14 protein-coding genes are annotated in these 18,728 nt (G+C 66.8%); 9 read left to right on the top strand and 5 right to left on the bottom strand.

The genetic code is table 11. The annotated features are described in order from the left end of the window. Positions 1-29: 29 nt before the first annotated feature. Positions 30-581 (bottom strand): hypothetical protein, encoded by a 552-nt coding sequence (locus JOE41_RS17415; protein ID WP_011691138.1) that lies wholly within the window; start codon positions 579-581, stop codon positions 30-32. A 181-nt stretch (positions 582-762) separates the two neighbouring features. Between JOE41_RS17415 and JOE41_RS17410 the strand changes: the two genes are divergently transcribed. Both JOE41_RS17410 and JOE41_RS17405 read left to right on the top strand, forming a co-directional pair. Beyond that, positions 763-1,488, top strand: coding sequence for a TetR/AcrR family transcriptional regulator (locus JOE41_RS17410; protein WP_209753092.1), 726 nt, complete (start codon positions 763-765; stop codon positions 1,486-1,488). A 1-nt stretch (position 1,489) separates the two neighbouring features. Then, positions 1,490-4,021 (top strand): MMPL family transporter, encoded by a 2,532-nt coding sequence (locus JOE41_RS17405; protein ID WP_209753091.1) that lies wholly within the window; start codon positions 1,490-1,492, stop codon positions 4,019-4,021. A gap of 122 nt (positions 4,022-4,143) precedes the next feature. On the opposite strand, the gene JOE41_RS17400 is transcribed toward JOE41_RS17405, so the two are convergent. Both JOE41_RS17400 and JOE41_RS17395 read right to left on the bottom strand, forming a co-directional pair. After that, complete coding sequence (locus JOE41_RS17400; RefSeq protein ID WP_245201232.1) at positions 4,144-5,472, bottom strand: HNH endonuclease signature motif containing protein; 1,329 nt, start codon at positions 5,470-5,472, stop codon at positions 4,144-4,146. A 114-nt stretch (positions 5,473-5,586) separates the two neighbouring features. Beyond that, positions 5,587-5,940: a hypothetical protein gene (locus tag JOE41_RS17395; protein WP_209753089.1), complete on the bottom strand. Its 354-nt coding sequence runs from the start codon at positions 5,938-5,940 to the stop codon at positions 5,587-5,589. Between the two features lie 101 nt (positions 5,941-6,041). On the opposite strand from JOE41_RS17395, the gene JOE41_RS17390 reads away from it, so the two are divergent. The 3 genes from JOE41_RS17390 (at position 6,042) to JOE41_RS17380 (ending at position 9,535) form a co-directional block, all read left to right on the top strand. Beyond that, positions 6,042-6,728, top strand: coding sequence for a nucleoside triphosphate pyrophosphatase (locus JOE41_RS17390; RefSeq protein ID WP_209753088.1), 687 nt, complete (start codon positions 6,042-6,044; stop codon positions 6,726-6,728). Between the two features lie 124 nt (positions 6,729-6,852). Continuing rightward, positions 6,853-8,706: a biotin carboxylase N-terminal domain-containing protein gene (locus tag JOE41_RS17385; protein ID WP_011691132.1), complete on the top strand. Its 1,854-nt coding sequence runs from the start codon at positions 6,853-6,855 to the stop codon at positions 8,704-8,706. A gap of 97 nt (positions 8,707-8,803) precedes the next feature. Next, a complete protein-coding gene (locus tag JOE41_RS17380; protein ID WP_011691131.1) occupies positions 8,804-9,535 on the top strand; it encodes a glutamine amidotransferase in 732 nt (243 codons plus the stop codon). A 72-nt stretch (positions 9,536-9,607) separates the two neighbouring features. Here the strand turns inward: JOE41_RS17380 and JOE41_RS17375 are convergent, their stop codons facing one another. Next, positions 9,608-11,020, bottom strand: coding sequence for an MFS transporter (locus JOE41_RS17375; RefSeq protein WP_011691130.1), 1,413 nt, complete (start codon positions 11,018-11,020; stop codon positions 9,608-9,610). A gap of 270 nt (positions 11,021-11,290) precedes the next feature. Here JOE41_RS17375 and JOE41_RS17370 point away from each other — a divergent pair, with 270 nt between their 5' ends. From JOE41_RS17370 to JOE41_RS17355, 4 genes are all read left to right on the top strand, one after another. Then, entirely contained in the window at positions 11,291-12,703 is a 1,413-nt protein-coding gene (locus tag JOE41_RS17370) for an MFS transporter (protein WP_209753087.1), read from the top strand. A gap of 1 nt (position 12,704) precedes the next feature. Then, positions 12,705-14,906: a molybdopterin oxidoreductase family protein gene (locus JOE41_RS17365; protein ID WP_209753086.1), complete on the top strand. Its 2,202-nt coding sequence runs from the start codon at positions 12,705-12,707 to the stop codon at positions 14,904-14,906. Further along, positions 14,903-16,516: an FAD-dependent oxidoreductase gene (locus tag JOE41_RS17360; protein WP_209753085.1), complete on the top strand. Its 1,614-nt coding sequence runs from the start codon at positions 14,903-14,905 to the stop codon at positions 16,514-16,516. Before JOE41_RS17365 ends, JOE41_RS17360 begins: the two co-directional genes overlap by 4 nt. A 144-nt stretch (positions 16,517-16,660) precedes the next feature. Next, positions 16,661-17,302 (top strand): hypothetical protein, encoded by a 642-nt coding sequence (locus JOE41_RS17355; RefSeq protein WP_043429553.1) that lies wholly within the window; start codon positions 16,661-16,663, stop codon positions 17,300-17,302. A 2-nt stretch (positions 17,303-17,304) separates the two neighbouring features. Here the strand turns inward: JOE41_RS17355 and JOE41_RS17350 are convergent, their stop codons facing one another. Then, complete coding sequence (locus JOE41_RS17350; protein ID WP_043429549.1) at positions 17,305-18,720, bottom strand: NAD(P)H-quinone dehydrogenase; 1,416 nt, start codon at positions 18,718-18,720, stop codon at positions 17,305-17,307. Between the last annotated feature and the right edge of the window lie 8 nt (positions 18,721-18,728).

Below are 18,728 nucleotides of genomic sequence, written 5' to 3'. Positions count from 1 at the left end.
TTTCAGTATGTTCGGCTAACCGGGATGCCCTAGTGGCCCCCGCCTCCGATCACGCCGTTCTCCACGGCCTTAGTGACAGCGTCCGCTTCCGCCTGGGTGAGCTTGCCGTCCGCGACTGCCTTGTCCAGCCGGGTTTTGAGTGCCGCAGCGCGCTCAGACTGCGCCTCCGTGCGCAGCTCCTCGAGTGCGGCAGTGACCTTGGATTCCTCAATGCCCAGTGACTCCGCGAGGGATTTGGCCAGGGCCGCTTCCATGGCTTCCCTGTCCGGCTTCGTGCCCTCGGCTGGACGTGTGGCCGGCTTGTTCGCGTCACGGAACGTCTTGAGCGCCTCGGTGACCTTTGCCTCGTCAACACCGAGCTTGGCAGCTAGCTCCGATGCCTGCACGCCCCCTCCGTGTCCGTGCCGGCCGCCCTTGTGCCCGCGGTCGTGGCCGTCCGCATTCGTATTGGCCGACGCGCTGGTCGACGGAGTGGGCGTTGGCGTGGTTGCGGCCGACGCAATCCCGCTGATGCCGATCCCGGCCCCGACAACCAGGGCAGCGGCTCCCAGGCCGAGGCCCAACTTCTTCCTGCTTGACATGGCACGTCTCCTCGATCTGCCGCAGCAACTTTGCTGCTTCCGTTGGTGGCTACAGTTCGCCTACCTTCCTCAAGGGTGCGGCATTCACTTAGGGAACAGCTGTCATCCAGCTGTCAGGAAGCTGTGAATCGGGCTTACGACAAACTTGCACAGAGTGTAAAAATGCACGTAGTGTAATGCCGTGACCCCTTCACAGAACGCGCCAGGCCAGGCTTCCGGCGCCACCGCAACACCCTCGCGACGTGAACTCAACAAGGCGGCAACGCGCCAGGCCATTACCGATGCCGCCCTCCAGCTTTTACGCAGCAAGGGACCGGGTAACTTCACGGTGGAGGACATTGCCGAGGCCGCCGCCATTTCCCGGCGCACTTTCTTCAACTACTTCAGCAGCACGGAGGCGGCCCTGGCAGCGGTGACCCACGGTTTCCTGGACCACGCCCTTGCGCAGTTCCGGCTGCGGCCAGCCCACGAGCCCATCCTGGAGTCGGCCCGGGCGGCCCTGATCCAGCTTGCCGACCCCATGACCGTGGCCCCCATGGCCGAGCTGTACAGCCTGGCGCAGTCCAACCCGCAGCTCAACCGCTCCGAACTGGAAGCATGGGACCACTGCACCGCGGAAATCATCGATGCTGCCCGCGAACGGTTCGCCCAAACTCCCGGTGCGGAATTCGACGAACTTTATCTGCGCGCGCTTGCCGGTTCCCTCATCTCCTGCGGCAAGGCTGCAATGGATGTCTGGTTCGCCCGGTGCGGCGGGTCCCTCACCCCGGACTCCCTTTCCATCCTCAGGCAACTCCTGATCGATTCCATGAGCATGCTGGGCTCCGGATTCGCCCTCCCCGAAACGCCCCAGGCCAGCACCACGGCCAACAACTCCACCGCCACCCCTTTCGCAGATCGGCTCTGACATGGCACTTTTGCTCTACCGCCTCGGCAAGTTCTCCTACCGGCACCGCTGGCTTGTCATCTCCGTGTGGCTCGCCGTCATGCTGGCCGTCGGCGGCGCGGCTGCGGCCTTCCACGGCACCCTGTCCAACAACTTCCAGATCCCGGGCACCGAGACGCAGCGGATGGCGGACAAGCTCAAGAGCGACCTCCCCTCGTCCTCCGGCGGCTCCGCGAGCGTTGTGTTCGAAGCCAACGACGCACAATTCAGCCAAGCCGGGAAGGACGCCGTCACGGCTGCGCTGACCAAGCTCAAGACCCTCCCCGACGTCCAAGGCACGGTCGACCCGTTCGCCACCCAGGCACAGCTGGACAAGGCCGCCGCCGACGTCACCGCAGGCAAGGAGCAGTCTGCTGCCGGCAAGGCCCGGCTGGAACAATCCGCAGCCGAACTCGCCGCAGGGAAGGCCCAGCTGGAAGCTGCCGAACAGCAGATGGTGGCCGCAGGCCTGCCGCCCGCCGCGATCGAGGCACAGCTCGGCCAGCAGAAGGCAGCGCTTACCGAAGGCCAGGCAAAGCTCGACGCCGGCACAAAGGAACTGGAAGCCGGCGAGGCAAAGCTGGCCCTTGGCACGCGCCAGCTCGAGGCCTCGAAGGGCCTGCGTTTCGTCTCCGAGGACGGCAAGGCCGCGATCGCGCAGGTCCAGTTCAAGACGTCGATCAACGGCCTCGACCCCGAGGTCCGCCAGGAAGTCCAGGACATCGTCAAGGAGGTGTCCGCCGCCAACGTCACCGCGCTGCCCAGCAAGGAAATCAGCGAGGACATCTCCGAACTCTTTGGCACAGCCGAGATCATCGGCATCGCCGTGGCAGCCCTGGTCCTGATCATCATGCTCGGAACCCTGATCGCTGCCGGGCTTCCGTTGCTCATGGCCGTCGTCGGCGTGGCCGTTGGCGTGGGTGCCACGTTCGCCCTGAGCGGCGCCTTCGACATGAGCTCCATCTCCCCGATGCTCGCGCTAATGCTCGGCCTTGCCGTCGGAATCGACTACTCCCTGTTCATCGTCAACCGGCACCGCGGCCAGCTGCTCTCCGGAATGGACCCGGAGGAATCCGTGGCGCTGGCCACGGGCACATCCGGCAATGCCGTGCTCTTCGCCGGCCTGACCGTTATCATCGCACTCGCCGCCCTCGTGGTCCCGGGCCTTCCGTTCCTGGCCGTGATGGGTCTCTCGGCCGCAGCAACGGTGGGCGTCGCCGTCGTCGTGGCCCTGACCCTAACGCCGGCCGTACTCTCCCTCGTGGGCCGGAAACTGATCTCCAAGCGGGCCTGGGCCAAGGCTGCCAGGCACAATGCGGCCCCCGGCCACGAAACCGAGGACCGAGCCAGGGACGAATACCGCAGCAGCCACGGCTGGGGTGGCATCGTCACCAACCACCCGTGGCTGGCCCTGCTGGCCGGCGTGGTGCTGCTCGGAGTCATGGCACTGCCGGCGAGCCAGCTCCGGCTTGCTTTGCCTGACGCCAGTTCCGAGCCGGTCGCCTCACAGGCATTCAAAGCCTACGACGTCACCAAGCGGAGCTTCGGCGAGGGCATGACCGGCCCGATCATCGTGGTGGGCGACCTCCCCGAGGGACTCAGCGAGGCTGACGCGCAGGCCAAGCAGTTCGACGTCGCGGACATACTGCGCGAGACCGGGAATGTCACGGCCGCCGTGCCCCTGGCCCTGAGTGAGGACCGCCGCACCGCAGTGTTCCAGGTCATCCCGAATGAAGGCCCGGCCAGTGCGAGCACCGTTCAGGTGGTCTCCGAACTGCGCGCCGAAAAGGACCAGATCAAGGATTCCACCGGCGTCAGCATCGGCCTCACCGGCCAGACCGCCGGCAACGTCGATGTGTCCACCAAACTCGGCGACGCGCTGCCGCCGTACCTGGCGATTGTGGTGGGCCTCTCGTTGATCCTGCTGCTGCTCGTGTTCCGTTCCATCTGGGTGCCGCTGCTGGCCACCGGCGGGTTCCTGCTCTCGCTTGCGGCTGCGTTCGGCGCGGTCGTTGGCGTTTACCAGTGGGGCTGGCTGGGGATGGTGTTCGGCGTCGAAAATCCGGGCGCTGTGCTGAGCTTCCTGCCCATCATCCTGATCGGTGTCCTTTTCGGACTCGCCATGGACTACCAGGTGTTCATTACCTCGGGCATGCGTGAATCATTCATGCACGGCGAATCGGCAAAGCACGCCGTCCGGAGCGGTTTCAGCCATGCCTCTGCAGTGGTCACCGCGGCCGCCATCATCATGGTCAGCGTTTTCGCCGGCTTCATCTTCTCGCATCTGAACATGGTCCGGCCGCTCGGCTTCGCCATGGCCTTCGGTGTGCTGATTGATGCCTTCGTGGTCCGTATGACGATCGTCCCGGCCGTGATGTACCTGCTCGGCGAAAAGGCCTGGTGGCTCCCGCGCTGGCTGGACCGCATCCTGCCGGACGTCGACGTGGAGGGCACGAAACTCCGGAAGGATGAGACCGCCGTCGTGACAGAAGCGGAAGAGGTCGGCGCACGCTGACAATCCTCTTCGAGTCCGTTCCGGCCCGCCCGCTGATCACCCGATCGGCGGGCGGCCCTGTTTCTGTGCCCGTGTCATGAAAGGCGGTCTTAAGCGGCCGTTTCTTGCGGCCCGTGTCGTGTTTACGCCGCGCATGGAGCACCCCGCAGCGACCGAACGGTTCGCCTGTGTATCTTGGCGCGATGTCGAAGCTCTTTCCGTTGGCGAACCCCTTCCGGCTCTCCGGAGTCGGCGGCCGGGCTGCCGCGTTGGGTTCCCGGCAACGGCGGTGCAGTGGATCGGTAGCTGTGGCCGGTGGGCGTTTTCAACCGGATGGCATGCCTCGCCCCACCCTTGGCGTTTGGCGCGTTCAACGGGTGAGCCTTCCAGCCCGGCGCTTCCTTAGTGTGGTTGCAGGCCTCGCAGAGCCCGGCGCCGTTGTCCAGTGTTGTGGCTCCGCCGCCGTGCCAGGGGACGACGTGGTCCAGGTGGCGGATGGGGGCGTCGCAGAAGGGCGTGCGGCAGGTGTCGTCGCGTGCCTCGATGAAGCGGCGGAGTCCGGCGGGGAAAAGCCGGGCGCGGGAATCCATTGCCACCAGCTCGCCCGTGGCAGGGGCCGTGTACAGACGACGGATCCAAGTGTTGAAGGCTTGATCCCGGATAGCAGGCGCAGCTCCGCCACGGTCAATGATGCTTCTGGCCCAGCCGCTTGGGACCACACCGTAGCCGGGGAGGCGTGCCGGTTCGCTGTCACCTTGAAAGAGGGCCCGATCAGTCATGACGAGCTGGATTTCGATGCCTGTAAAGCCGCCCGGCGTCCCGGTGACGCGTTCGACCAGGTCATCGGCCATGATTTGTCCGCGAGAGCGAGGGTCTCCGCTGCTGCGGACAGACTCCGCGTTCAGGACAAGGGCAGCGTGAACGGCGACGCCCGCCGCGACGGGCAGCAGGGCGGTCAGGTAGCACATGGTGTCAGGAGCGGGACGAAGGCTGACGTGGCGTTCGGCTGCGGCGTGACGGGCCCTCTGGGTGACACAACGGGGGTCACGGCGGTAAGCCGCGGCTCGGACCGCGGCGATGATTCGGCGGTCCCCTGCCCCGTCAAAGGCGCCGGTGTCGGGGGCGAGTTCCTCGTCCACGGCGCAGCGGTCCTCCGCCGACAGGCAGGCGGTTTCGCGCACCAACAACGTGGCCCGCCACTCATTCAACTGCCCGGTCTCCAGGGCTGCGAGGGTCCGGGGCATCTCGGTCACCATAGCTTTGGCAAGGCCCAACAGCCGGCTCCCCTTAGCCGGGGATTCGCGACGGGCGAGCGCGATCTGCGCTCCGACACCTGCCCCGCATTGGTCTGCGGGTGCTCCGGCATCAGACCGCTGGCGGCGCTGCTGCTGGTCAAATGCGACAGCCAGCCGGGCCTGGCGGGCAGCGAGGGCAGACTTGTGGTTTTCCAAGGCCCGGATCTCATCAATCAGCCGGGCACCGTCCCCCTCAAACGCATCCCCTGCAGGCTCACGCCACCGGCCGCAAGCACAACAGCACTCCACTGCTGCCGGTACCGCTTCGGACCCCGAATTCCCGTCCACAGGTCAGGTGTCTCTCTGGGCTGTGACATTAATTGTTCTGGCACCGGCTGCCATGAGACGAATCACGGCATGCCGAAGCCGGTCAGCCGCTCGGGATGCCATCGGCGTGGTACCCACCCCGGACGTAGCTGTGGGCGCATGGCTCAGCACAGCTGCCACTTCGAGACGCGTCCTGACACTGCTCACTGCAGACGTCAGCTCGTCCAACCGCCGGTTGTATTCGATCAGCCCGGGAATATCCGGGGGCAGAGTGAATTCCTGCAGCAAACAGTCGAGCATCGCCTTCAGACTTTGAAGATCGTATTCATCGCGTCCGGCCATTGCTGGTTCCCCCTGCGGTCCCTGGTTCCCGTCCATGAACCAACTATCCAGCCGACCTCCGACAATAGGCCGAGCGCTAAAGACCTGAGCGAAAAGACCGAGCGACAATGCGACTCAGGGGGAACTAGGCTGGACCGGTGACCCGCCTCATTCTTGCCTCCCAGTCCCCCGCACGCACCAAGCTGCTGAGCCATGCCGGCATCCGGCACGAAATCCTCGTCTCCGACGTGGATGAGGACGCAGTCCAGGCCCGCTACGGCGTGACGGACCCGCACGACACCGCCCTGCTTCTGGCACGAGCCAAAGCGGAGGCCGTGGCCTCACTGCCCGAGGCGGAGGGTGCTCTGGTGCTCGGCTGCGATTCCGTCTTTGAGTTCGACGGAGAGGCACACGGCAAGCCGTACACGGCCGACGTCGCCAAGGAGCGGATGCTGCGCATGAGCGGCGCCATGGGCGTGCTGCACACCGGCCACTGGCTGGTGGACTGCCGCGACACCGAGCCCGACGACGACGCCGACGGCGACTCCGCTTCCGGCACGGGCGCCACGCTGGGCTCCGTGACCTCCGCCGAAGTCCATTTCATGGACATGAGTGTCGAAGAAATCGACGCGTACATCGGCACCGGCGAGCCGCTCCAGTGCGCTGGCTCCTTCACGATCGACGGTTACGGCGGGGCCTTCATCCGGAAGGTCGACGGCGACCCCCACACCGTCGTCGGACTTTCCATTTCCACCCTTCGCGGGCTGCTGGGCCAGGCGCAGGTGGGCATCACCGAACTGTGGACCGGCGGCGCCATAGACCCCGCCGATGTCCGCGCGGAGTGAGGCAATTCGCAGCTCTTTGTAGCATCCCTACAAAGGTCCGGAGCTTTACGCGCGGAATCCGCAAGTAATATCGGCGGAACCCTCAAAATCGCGCTAGGCTCCCTGAAGGAAAGAAGGAGACGCCTTGTCAGCAAATTCGGAGCAGTCCGCAAGTCCAGAGCAGTCCACCGCCCCAAGCCACGCAGGTGCCGCCCTGACGAGCTCCAAGCGGCTGAGCAAAGTCCTCATCGCCAACCGCGGTGAAATCGCCGTGCGCATCATCCGCGCCGCCCGGGACGAAGGCATCGCCTCGGTGGCCGTCTACGCCGACCCGGACCGCGACGCCCTGCACGTGCGTCTGGCGGACGAGGCCTACGCACTGGGCGGCAACACCGCTGCCGAGTCCTACCTCGTGATGGAAAAGCTCATCGAAGTGGCGCACCAGAGCGGCGCCGACGCCATCCACCCGGGCTACGGCTTCCTGGCCGAAAACGCACAGTTCGCCGCCATGGTCATCGGTGCGGGCATCACCTGGATCGGCCCCTCCCCGGAGGCAATCTCCGCCCTCGGCGACAAGGTCCAGGCCCGGCACATCGCCGAAAAGGTGGGTGCACCTCAGGTCCCCGGCACCGCCGATCCCGTGGAGTCCGCGGAGGAGATCCTCGAGTTCGTGGACAAGTTCGGCCTGCCCGTGGCCATCAAGGCGGCGTTCGGCGGCGGTGGCCGCGGCATCAAGGTGGCCCGCACGCGCGAGGAAATTCCGGAGCTGTTCGAATCGGCCGTCCGCGAGGCTGTGGCGGCGTTCGGGCGCGGAGAATGCTTCATTGAGCGATTCCTGGATGCCCCGCGGCACGTCGAAACCCAGTGCCTGGCGGACGCCTACGGCAACGTCGTGGTGGTCTCCACCCGCGACTGCTCGCTGCAACGCCGCAACCAGAAGCTGGTGGAAGAGGCGCCCGCGCCCTTCCTGACCGAAGAGCAGAACCGCCGCCTCTACGAGTCGTCCAAGGCGATCCTCAAGGAGGCCGGCTACCTGGGCGCCGGAACGTGCGAGTTCCTGGTGGGCCAGGACGGCACCATCTCATTCCTTGAGGTCAACACCCGCCTCCAGGTGGAGCACTGCGTCTCCGAGGAAGTAACCGGAATCGACCTTGTCCGCGAGCAATTCCGGCTGGCCCGCGGCGAAAAGCTCGGCTACGACGATCCCGAGGTCCGCGGACACTCGATCGAGTTCCGCATCACCGGCGAAGATCCCGGCCGCAACTTCATGCCCGCCCCCGGCACTATCACCACATTGAAGAACCCCACCGGCCCCGGCGTCAGGATTGACTCCGGCGTGGAGCAAGGCGACGTCATCAGCGGGAACTTCGACTCGATGCTCTCCAAGCTGATCGTCACCGGCGCCACCCGCGAGCAGGCACTGCAGCGCTCCCGCCGGGCCTTGGAGGAGATGGTGGTCGAGGGCATCCCCACCGTCATTCCCTTCGACCTCGCAGTGGTCACCAACCCCGACTTCGCCCCGGCTGAAGGCCCGTTCAAGGTCCACACCCGCTGGATCGAGACGGCGTTCGTCAACAACATTCCGGCGTGGACGCCTGACGGCGCCGAAGGTGAAGCTTCCGACGCCGGAGACCGCCAGCGCGTTGTCGTCGAGGTGGGCGGCAAACGCCTTGAAGTGGTCCTTCCGGCGTCGCTCGGCTCGTTCAGCACCGGCGGCGGCTCGGGCAAACCGGCCAAGGCCAAGAAGCGCTCCCGCTCCGGCGGACCGGCGGCTGCTGCGGGCGGCAACTCGCTGACCTCCCCCATGCAGGGGACCATCGTGAAGGTGGCCGTCGTGGAAGGTGACCTTGTTGCCGAAGGTGATCTCGTCGTCGTGCTCGAAGCGATGAAGATGGAGCAGCCCCTCACGGCCCACCGCGCGGGCACCATTACCGGTCTGGCCGCCATCGCGGGCGAGACGGTCTCCGCCGGTGCCGTGATCGCCACTATCGAGGACTAGGCCTGCGGGCCGCTCCGTCCGGCCGGCATACACAGCATTCCACGCCGCCCCCGGCGCGCCCATGGCGCCCGGGGGCGGCTCCATGCACACTTAGCGTGTGAAGCCATTTCTACTTCTTGCATCGCGTGCCGAGGACCTGGCCGCCGAGGAGGAATACGAGGCCTATCTGCGCTATGGCGGACTTGTGCCGGCGCAGCTGAGGCGCATCCGGATGGAAGCCGGACCCATGCCGGATCTGGACCTGTCCGATTACTCCGGGGTGATCGTAGGCGGCAGCCCCTTCACGTCCAGTGACCCGGCCGACCATAAGAGCGCGGCCCAGCACCGGGTGGAGCATGAACTGCGCCTGCTGCTGGACCGTATTGTGCCGGCGGATTTCCCGTTCCTCGGCGCCTGCTACGGGGTCGGTACGCTGGGCCTGCACCAGGGCGCGGTCATTGACCGGACCTACGGCGAGGGTCTGGGCGGCACCACCATCAGCCTCACAGCGGAAGGCCTGCAGGATCCCCTCCTGCGCGGCCTGCCGGAAAGCTTCACAGCCTTCACCGGCCACAAGGAAGCCGTCAGCGTCCTTCCTTCCCACGCGGTGCTCCTGGCCAGTTCCGCGGCCTGCCCGGTGCACATGTTCCGGATCAGGGCCAACCTGTACGCCACGCAGTTCCACCCGGAGCTCGATGCGGACGGTCTGGTCACCCGGATCGACATCTACCGACACGCGGGTTACTTCCCGCCGGAATCGGCGGAGGTGCTGATGGAGGACGCCCGGCAGTTCACCGCGGCGGAACCGATGAAGATACTCAGCAACTTCGTGGAGCGCTACGCAAGGTAGCGGCCGCAAACAACAAAAATGCCCGGCACCCCGCGAAGGGGTGCCGGGCATTTCCCATGACGGTTTCTCGGGTCAGGCTACGTTGTTCTCGTAGTCCAGGTCCCGCGTTTCCTTGCTCAGGAACAGTGCCACAAGCGTCAGCACGGCCATGACGCTGAGGTACACGCCAACCAGTACAGGGCTGCCCTTCGCCATTTCCCACAGCCACACCGCGATGAAGGGGGCCACGGCCGCACCCAGGATGCTGGAAACGTTGTAGCTCACCGCGGACCCCGTGTAGCGGACGTTGGTGGGGAACAGTTCCGGCAGCAGCGCCCCCATGGGTCCGAAGGTCAGTCCCATCAAGGTGAAGCCGAGGATCAGCAGGGCCATGGTGCCCACGAAGCCGCCGCTGAACAGCGGGACGAACAGCAGGCCGAAGACGAAGATTCCAGCGGTGACCGCGATGAGCATCTTGCGGCGGCCGTACTTCTCTGCCAGCGGGCCGGAAACCAGGGTGAAGATGCCGAAGAACACGACGCCGGCAATCAGCATCCAGAGGAAGTCGTTGCGCGTGAAGCCCAGGCCGGGGACGAACGCGGCGGCTGCGGCCTCGGTCATCGGCTTCCCGGCCTTTTCAGCGGCTGCCTTGGCGGCGTCCAGCGTGGCGGGGCGTGTCCCGTAGGTCAGCGTGAACGTGGTCATCAGGTAGAACAGCACGTAGGTGGCCAGCATGATGAAAGTACCCAGGATGAGCGGGCGCCAGCTTGTCTTGAAGACACGGCCGATGGGAAGCTTGGCCACTTCGTTGGATTCCAGGACCTTGGTGAAGGCCGGCGTTTCAATCAGCTTGAGGCGGACGTAGAGCCCGATGATCACCATGACGGCGCTGAGCAGGAACGGAACGCGCCAGCCCCAGGCTTCAAACGCCTGCGGCGACAGCTGGTAGCTGGCCACGAGGAAGATCACGTTGGCGATAATGAAACCGATAGGCGCACCCAGCTGCGGGAACGTGCCATAGATTGCCCGCTTGTTGGCGGGGGCGTTCTCGGTGGCCAGGAGGGCCGCGCCGCTCCATTCACCGCCGAGGGCCAGGCCCTGGGCGAAGCGCATGACCACCAGGAGTGCAGGCGCCCAGAAGCCCCAGCCCGGTACCAGCGCCGTGGGGAGGCAGCCGATCAGGAACGTTGCGATGCCCATGGTCAGCAGCGATGCCACCAGGGTGCCCTTGCGGCCGAATTTGTCTCCGAAGTGGCCAAAGACCACGGAACCGAGCGGCCGGGCGATGAACGCCACACCGAACACGGCGAAGGAGCTCAGCAGCTGAGTGGTCTCGTTCTGTCCCGGGAAGAACAGTTTGGGGAATACGAGCACAGCGGCAGTGGCGTAGACGTAGAAGTCGTAGAACTCAACGGTGGTGCCGATGAGGCTGGCGACGATCACTCGCCCGCGCGAGTTAACCTGTTTGGCTGATCCCGGCTGCGGTGAGGTGGCAGTGGATGACATGTAGTAACGCTTTCGTGAGAAACCGGGCGGGTGCCCCAAAAGACTGCCCGGCTAAGGGATACGTATCTCTCAATAATAGTTCCCGCCGTCCAGCGACTGGACAAAGGGTCCAATATGCGGACGTTTTGATTTGTCTCACTGAGCGGCGCCTCACGCCGTCACAAATGCCCCGATAGGCAAACTTCACAGCACGTTAACAAACGGCGACGGTTGACGAAACGCGCCATCCCTACCTTTGAAGAACAACAAAACCCCCGAAGGAGGTACACCGTGACTGTTGACCGCACGGCAGAGGCCGGCGCACAGCCCGGAACTACCCGCACCGTTCACGCCCCCGCCCTTGAAGTCCGCCCCGGCCGCTGGATCGCCAACTGGGATGCAGAGAACAAGGAGCAGTGGGAGTCCCAGGGCCGTTCCATCGCCCGGCGCAACCTGAACTGGTCCATCTTCGCCGAATTCCTCGGCTTTGTCGTCTGGCAGCTCTGGTCCATCGTGGTGGTCCAGCTCCCCGCCGCCGGCTTCACCTTCTCCACTTCCGAAATCTTCTGGCTGATCTCCATGCCCAGCCTGGTGGGTGCCACCCTCCGCATCCCCTACACGTTCATGGTCCCCAGGTTCGGCGGCCGCAACTGGACCATCGTCTCGGCCCTGCTGCTGCTCGTCCCCTCCATTGGGCTGGCGCTGTGTGTTTCCAACCCGGAGACACCGTTCGGCGTCATGCTCCTGGTCGCTGCCCTGGCCGGTTTCGGCGGCGGCAACTTTGCGAGCTCCATGGCCAACATCACGTTCTTCTACCCGGCCCGCGAAAAGGGCTGGGCCCTGGGCCTGAACGCCGCCGGCGGCAACATGGGTGCCGCCGTCGCACAGCTGGCTGTCCCGATCGCCATCACGCTCCTGGCCGCCGGAACCGTCAACCTTCCGGTCGCAGGCCTCATGTGGGTCCCGCTCATCCTGCTCGCGGCCTTCGGTGCCTGGAAGTACATGGACAACCTCACCAGCGCCAAGGGTGACGTGGCAGGCTCGATCGCAGCGCTCAAGGAACCGCACCTGTGGATCATGGCGCTGCTGTACATCGGCACCTTCGGTTCGTTCATCGGCTTCGCCGGGGTGTTCCCCAAGCTGATCAAGGACTACTTTCCCGCTTTCTCCTCCATCGGAGTGGGCACGGTGGCATTGTCCCTCGCCTTCCTCGGCCCGCTGGTGGGTTCACTGGCCCGCCCCTACGGCGGACGCATGGCTGACCGGATGGGCGGCGCCCGCATGACCGTTGCCGCCTTCGCCTCCATGGCCGTCATCACCCTGACCATGATCTGGACCCTGCCGCTCAAGAACTTCTGGCTCTTCCTGGTGCTCTTCCTGATGCTCTTCACCGCAAGCGGCTTCGGAAACGGCGCCACCTACCGGATGATCCCCATCATCTTCGCCACCAACAGCCGGGCGGCCCGCAACGGCGCCAGCTCGGTGGCAACCCAGCGCCTGGCTTCCTCGGCGCTGGGCCTGATCTCGGCAATCGGCGCCTACGGCGGGTTCGTTATCCCGCAGGTGCTGAACGCCTCCAACCAGGCCAGCGGCTCGTACACCCCCGCTTTCTACGGCTTCGTCGCGGCATACGTCCTGATGCTGGTGGTCTGCTGGGCCTGCTACATCCGCAACGCCAACCGAAATGCGATGGGACACGTCTAACATGACCACAAGCGCCGACACGCACTGCCCCTACTGCGCCTTGCAGTGCGCCATGACGCTGAAGTCCCCAGCGGCTCTGACCCCGGCTGTCCAGCCGGGGTCAGACCCCGTGCCGGCTCAACCTGTCCTGGAGGTATCCGGACGCGACTTCCCCACCAACCGCGGCGGCCTCTGCCGCAAGGGGTGGACGTCCGCGTCCCTGCTGAGCCACCCCGGACGCGTCACCGAGCCCATGCTGAAGGGCTCTGACGGAGTCCACCGTCCCGTGAGCTGGGATGACGCCCTGAAGCTCATCACCGCAGCCGTCAAGGACACCCGTGCCCGCTACGGCGCGGACGCTGTCGGCGTTTTCGGCGGCGGCGGCCTGACCAACGAAAAGGCCTACATGCTGGGCAAGTTCGCCCGCCTCGCCCTTGGCACATCCCGGATCGACTACAACGGCCGGTTCTGCATGTCCTCCGCGGCAGCCGCCGGCATGAGGGCGTTCGGCGTGGACCGCGGACTCCCGTTTCCGCTCGAGGACCTGGACAGCGCCAGCGCCATCCTGATGCTCGGCTCCAACGTGGCCGAGACCATGCCGCCCTTCGTGCAGCACCTGCAGGGGGTACGCGACGCCGGCGGGCTGATCGTGGTGGACCCCCGCCGTTCCGCCACTGCCGCGTTCACCTCCGACGGCGGCGGCCTGCACCTGCAGCCCCTGCCGGGCACGGACCTCGCCCTGCTGCTGGGTCTCTCCCACGTGGTGATCCACGAAGGCCTGGCCGACACCGACTTCATCAAGGCGCGCACCAGCGGCTTCGACGCCCTGGTCCGCAGCGTCAACGCCTTCTGGCCCGAACGGGTCCAGTCCCTGACCGGCGTGCCCGCCGACCTCATCCGCGAAACGGCGCGCAGGCTGGCCCACGGCGCTGCGCAGGGTGGAAGCTACATCCTGACGGGCCGCGGCGTGGAGCAGCACGTGGACGGTACGGACACCGCTACCGCCGCCATCAACCTGAGCCTGCTGCTCGGGCTGCCGGGGTCCGCCCGCAGCGGCTACGGCACACTCACCGGCCAGGGCAACGGCCAGGGCGGCCGCGAACACGGCCAGAAGGCCGATCAGCTCCCCGGCTACCGGAAGATCACCGACCCCGCGGCCCGCGCGCATGTGGCCAAGGTATGGGGCGTGCCGGAATCGCTGATTCCCGGCCCCGGCCTCCCCGCCGTCCAGCTCCTGAAGTCCCTCGGACAGCCCGACGGCGTCCGTTGCCTCTTCGTGCACGCCTCCAACATCGCGGTGGCCTCCCCCGATGCAAACGCAGTCATCGAGGGCCTTCGCAGCCTGGACTTCCTGGTGGTCTGCGATTTCTTCGTCTCCGAAACGGCCGCCGAAGCAGACCTCATCCTGCCGGTCCTTCAATGGGCGGAGGAGGAAGGCACACTGACCAACCTTGAGGGGCGCGTGCTGCGCCGACGCCGTGCCCTGCAGCCGCCCGCCGGAGCCCGCAGCGAACTCTGGATCATGGCACGACTCGCCGAAGCGCTCGATGCCCCGTCCACCTACAGCGAGGATCCCGAAACGGTCTTCGAGGAACTGCGCCTGGCCTCCGCCGGCGGGCTCGCTGACTACTCGGGCATCGACTACGCAATGCTGGACCGCGGCGAGGCCGCCTACTGGCCCTACCCCGCGGGAAGCACCGGCACGCCGCGGCTGTTCCTCGACGGTTTTGCCCACGCCGACGGCAAGGCGGTCATGACGCCGGTGGCGCCCCGCCGCCGTCGTACTCCGGCAGCAAACCCCGCCCGGGACAACACAGCCCCGGACGCCAAGACCATGACGCTCATTACCGGCCGCCTGCTGGAGCATTACCAGTCCGGGTCGCAGACCCGACGCGTGTCCGAGCTGCTGGAGTCCCAGCCGGAGGCGAAGCTGCAGATCCACCCCGCAGCCGCGGCGTCCATGGGCATTACCGACGGCGCGTTCGTGTCGGTGGCCAACGAGCGCGGCGAAGTACTGTGCCGGGCGGAACTCAGCACCGCCATCCGACCCGAGACGGTCTTCCTGCCGTTCCACTTCCCGGAGCTCGAGAGCGCCAACCGCCTGACGGAGGCCGCCACCGATCCCATCTCCGGGATGCCCGAGTTCAAATTCAACAAAGTCTGGGTCCGGGTGGCCGCCAACGGACTTCAGCACAGCGTTCTTCAGACATCGGAGGCCTCATGAGTGAGCAGATAGTAATTGTTGGCTTTGGTCCGGTTGCCGCACGGCTGGTCGATGAGCTGCTGCCCGCCGTCCGCAGCGGGCTGGCCCACCTGACCGTGATCGGCGAGGAAGCGGACGCCGCCTACAACCGCGTGCTGGTGGCAGACCTCGGCGTCGGTCGCACCACTGCGGGCGCGCTGGCGCTGTCCGACGCCGCCGCGCTGGTCGCCGACGGTGTGGACGTCCGGCTCGGCGTCCGCGTCCGCCGGGTGGACCGCGCCCGCCAGCAGGTGATCCTCACGGACGGCACCACGCCCCGCTATGACCGGCTGGTGTTTGCCACCGGTTCGCGTCCGGTCATCCCCAACCTGACCGGTCTCAACCCGGACCCGGCCCACCCGGTTCTGCCCGCCGGCGTGACCGCGCTGCGCGACCTGCGCGACGCCGAGGTGCTCCGCCAGGCTGTATCCGGCGGCAAGCGCGTGGTGGTCCTGGGCGGCGGCGTCCTGGGACTCGAGACGGCCCTGGCCGCCGCCGAGGAAGGCGCCACCGTGACCGTGGTCCACAACGGACCGCACCCGCTGGGCCGGAACATCGACCGCGGCGGCGGAGCGGTGCTGGCCGCCAGCCTGCGCAACTGCGGCGTCCGGATGGCCGGCAATGCGCGCTCCACCGGGATCGAACACACCGCTTCCGATGGCGGCTTCTCCGCCCTGCTGCTGGATGACGGTTCAGCGATCGACGGCGACCTGCTGGTGCTGTCCTGCGGCGTCCGGCCGCGCGTGGAACTGGCCGAAGGCTGCGGGCTGTCCACGGCCACGGGCATCCTGGTGGACCACAAACTGCGGGCACACCATGAGCCCCACATTTTCGCGATCGGCGACTGCGCCGAAGTCCGATGCCCGGATCCTTCCTGCAGTGAGTGCCGCACCGCGTCCGGCCCCTCCGGCCTGGTGGGTCCGGGCTGGCGGCAGGCGGAGTGGCTCGCCGAGTACTTGACGCTCCTCGCCGAGGGATCCGCTGCGGGATCCGGCGAGGCCTCTGTTGAACGCGGAAGCGACGCCGCATCGGCGGAGGTTGCCAACGCCCTGCCGGAACTCCCGATGGAAAAGCCGGGCGTCATCGTCCTCAAGGCCCGGGGCCTGAACATGGCCGTGGCCGGCGACAATGCCGCCGATCCGTGGGACGACGAGGTCTTGACGGCCGGTGCCGTGAACGGCCGCCCGCGTCTGCAGATCGCGCAGTGGGCGGATCCGGAACACGGCCGCTACGTCAAGATGACCACTCGCGGCGGAGTCCTGGAGGGCCTCGTGGCCGTGGGCATGCCACGCACCGCGGCGGAGCTGGTGTCCCTGTTCGAGCGCGGCGACGAGCTCCCCGCCGACAGGTCGCTCCTGCTGCGCCTTGACGGACCGGACCAGCTGGCCGCCCCGGGCAACAGCGACCCCGCCCGCACCGTCTGCCGGTGCGCAGGGGTCAGCGGCACCAAGATCCAGGACGCTGTTGTTGACGGCTGCTCCACCGTGGCAGAGGTTTCCGGCGCCACCCGCGCCGGCACCGGCTGCGGCGGCTGCCACTCCGACATCAAGGACATCATCGAAAAACACTTCCAGGCGGCACCAGCCGCCTGACGTGATGTGACGCGGGGGACGCCGGCCTTGCTGGCAAGCCAGGCTACCCGCTGCAATCTTCCACGGGACCTTGGCCCCTTGCCCGGCCCGTGGGACAGGGGTGTCATGGAAGCTACGGTCCGTGCTTCCGACGGAGGGTTTGCCATGTTCAGCGTCACGATCTTCCTGGCCGCTGCCGCGCTCATCGTTGCTGCCACAGTGATGGGCATCGTCTCCCTGCGGCAGCCGGACCGGTCAGTCCGGGCCCGTGCCCTGGTGTGGACGGCAGCCGCCATCATGGCAGCCTTTACGGTACTCGCCGGACTGTTCGTCAGCGGCTATGCCCTGGCTGATCCCGGCGGCCCCGAGGGCATCATGCTGGTCCTGTCGTGGGCCGTTGCCTTGGCCGTCCTGGCCGTGCTTGCCTGGCTTCGTCCCACGTGGGCCACGCCGGTGTTGGCCCTGCTGACCGCGTTGCTGGTGGTGGCGGGGATATGGTTCGCCCTGGATTCCGTCTCGTGGCGCGAGTTCGAGAACGCCAACGGCCCGGTCCGCGCCGTGGCCGTGCTGGTCCTCGCGTTCCCGGCAGCCGTCCTGGGCCTGAAACGAACGGCTGCGGCGGGCTGGCTGTTGCTGGCCCTCGGCCTGGGCCCGATTGCGTTCTCAGCCCTGGGGAACCTCGCCGGAGTGGTGTCCCTCTCCGCGGTTAGCGTGATCCCGTTGATCACCGGGCTGCTGTATCTGGTGGCAGCCCGGATGACCCGCGCCGCGGTGTCCCCGGAACACATCCGGGCCGCGGCTGCCTGACGTTACATATGAACGTGCAGGCGCCGTGCCGCTTCCGAGATGGAACCGCTGAGTGACGGGTACACCGTGAAGGTGCTGGCGACGTCGTCGACGTGCAGTTTCTGCGTGACCGCGATGGAGATCGCGAAGATCAGCTCGGACGCGTTCGGGCCCACCACCACACCGCCGATCACAGTGCCGGAGCCCTTGCGGGCGAAGATCTTGACGAAGCCGTCCCGGTGGTTGCGCATCTTGGCCCGGGCGTTGCTGCGCAGCGACAGCTTCACCACGTCGCCCTGGTACTTGCCGGAGTCGATCTCCGCCTCGGACACGCCGACGTTGGCGATCTCGGGCGAGGTGAAGATATTCGAGGCCACCTGGTGCAGCTTCAGCGGGGTAACGCTGTCGCCCATGAAGTGGGCCACGGCGATGCGGCCCTGCATGGCAGCGACGGAGGCCAGCGCAAGGACGCCGGTGCAGTCGCCGGCGGCGTAGATGTTCGGAGCCGTCGTGCGCGAGACGCCGTCCACCTTGATGTGGCCGCTCTCAGTGATTGCCACGCCGGCTTCCTCAAGGCCGATGCCGGCCGTGTTGGGGATGGACCCCACGCAGACCAGGCAGTGGCTGCCGGTGACCTTGGAGCCGTCGCCCAGGGTGACCACCACGCCGTCGTCCGTCCGTTCCACCGTTTCGGCGCGGGAGCGGGAGAGCACCTTCACGCCGCGGCGTTCAAAGACGCCTTCCAGGACCTCGGCGGCGTCGGCGTCAGAGCCCGGCAGCACGCGGTCGCGGCTGGAAATCAGGGTGACCTTGGAGCCCAGGCCGTTGTAGGCGGAGGCGAATTCCGCGCCGGTCACACCGGAACCCACCACGATGAGTTCTTCGGGGAGTTCGTCCATGTTGTAGATCTGCGCCCAGTTCAGGATCCGGTCGCCGTCGGGCCGCGCGGTGGGAAGTTCACGCGGGTGGGCGCCCACCGCAAGCAGGATGGTGTCAGCTTCCACCGTTTCCGTGCCGTCCACGGTGAGGACCTCGATGGTGTGGCTGTCCAGCAGCTTGCCGGAGCCGATCAGGATCCGCACGCCCTGGTGTTCCAGGCCGGCACGGATGTCCTCGGACTGCTTCCGCGCCAGGCCGAGCAGGCGGTCGTTGATGTGCTTCAGGTCCGCGCGCATCACGGGGGCGAAATCGCCGCCATCGACGTCGAACTTCACGCCCAGCTCCCCCGCCTCGCCGACGCGGGTCATCAGGTCCGCCGTCGCGATCAGGGTTTTGGACGGTACGACGTCGGTGAGCACCGCCGAGCCGCCCAGGCCCGCCCGCTCAATGATGGTGACTTGCGCCCCCAGTGAGGCGGCCACCATGGCGGCTTCATAGCCGCCGGGCCCTCCGCCGAGTATTGCGATGCGGGGTGAGCTGAAATCCGGATGCGTAGTCACAAAGATCC

Origin of the sequence: Arthrobacter sp. PvP103 (assembly GCF_017833075.1) — a bacterium.
Taxonomy (GTDB): domain Bacteria; phylum Actinomycetota; class Actinomycetes; order Actinomycetales; family Micrococcaceae; genus Arthrobacter.
The sequence above is the reverse complement of the archived record's forward strand: the minus strand, read 5'-3'. Positions and strand labels throughout refer to the sequence as shown.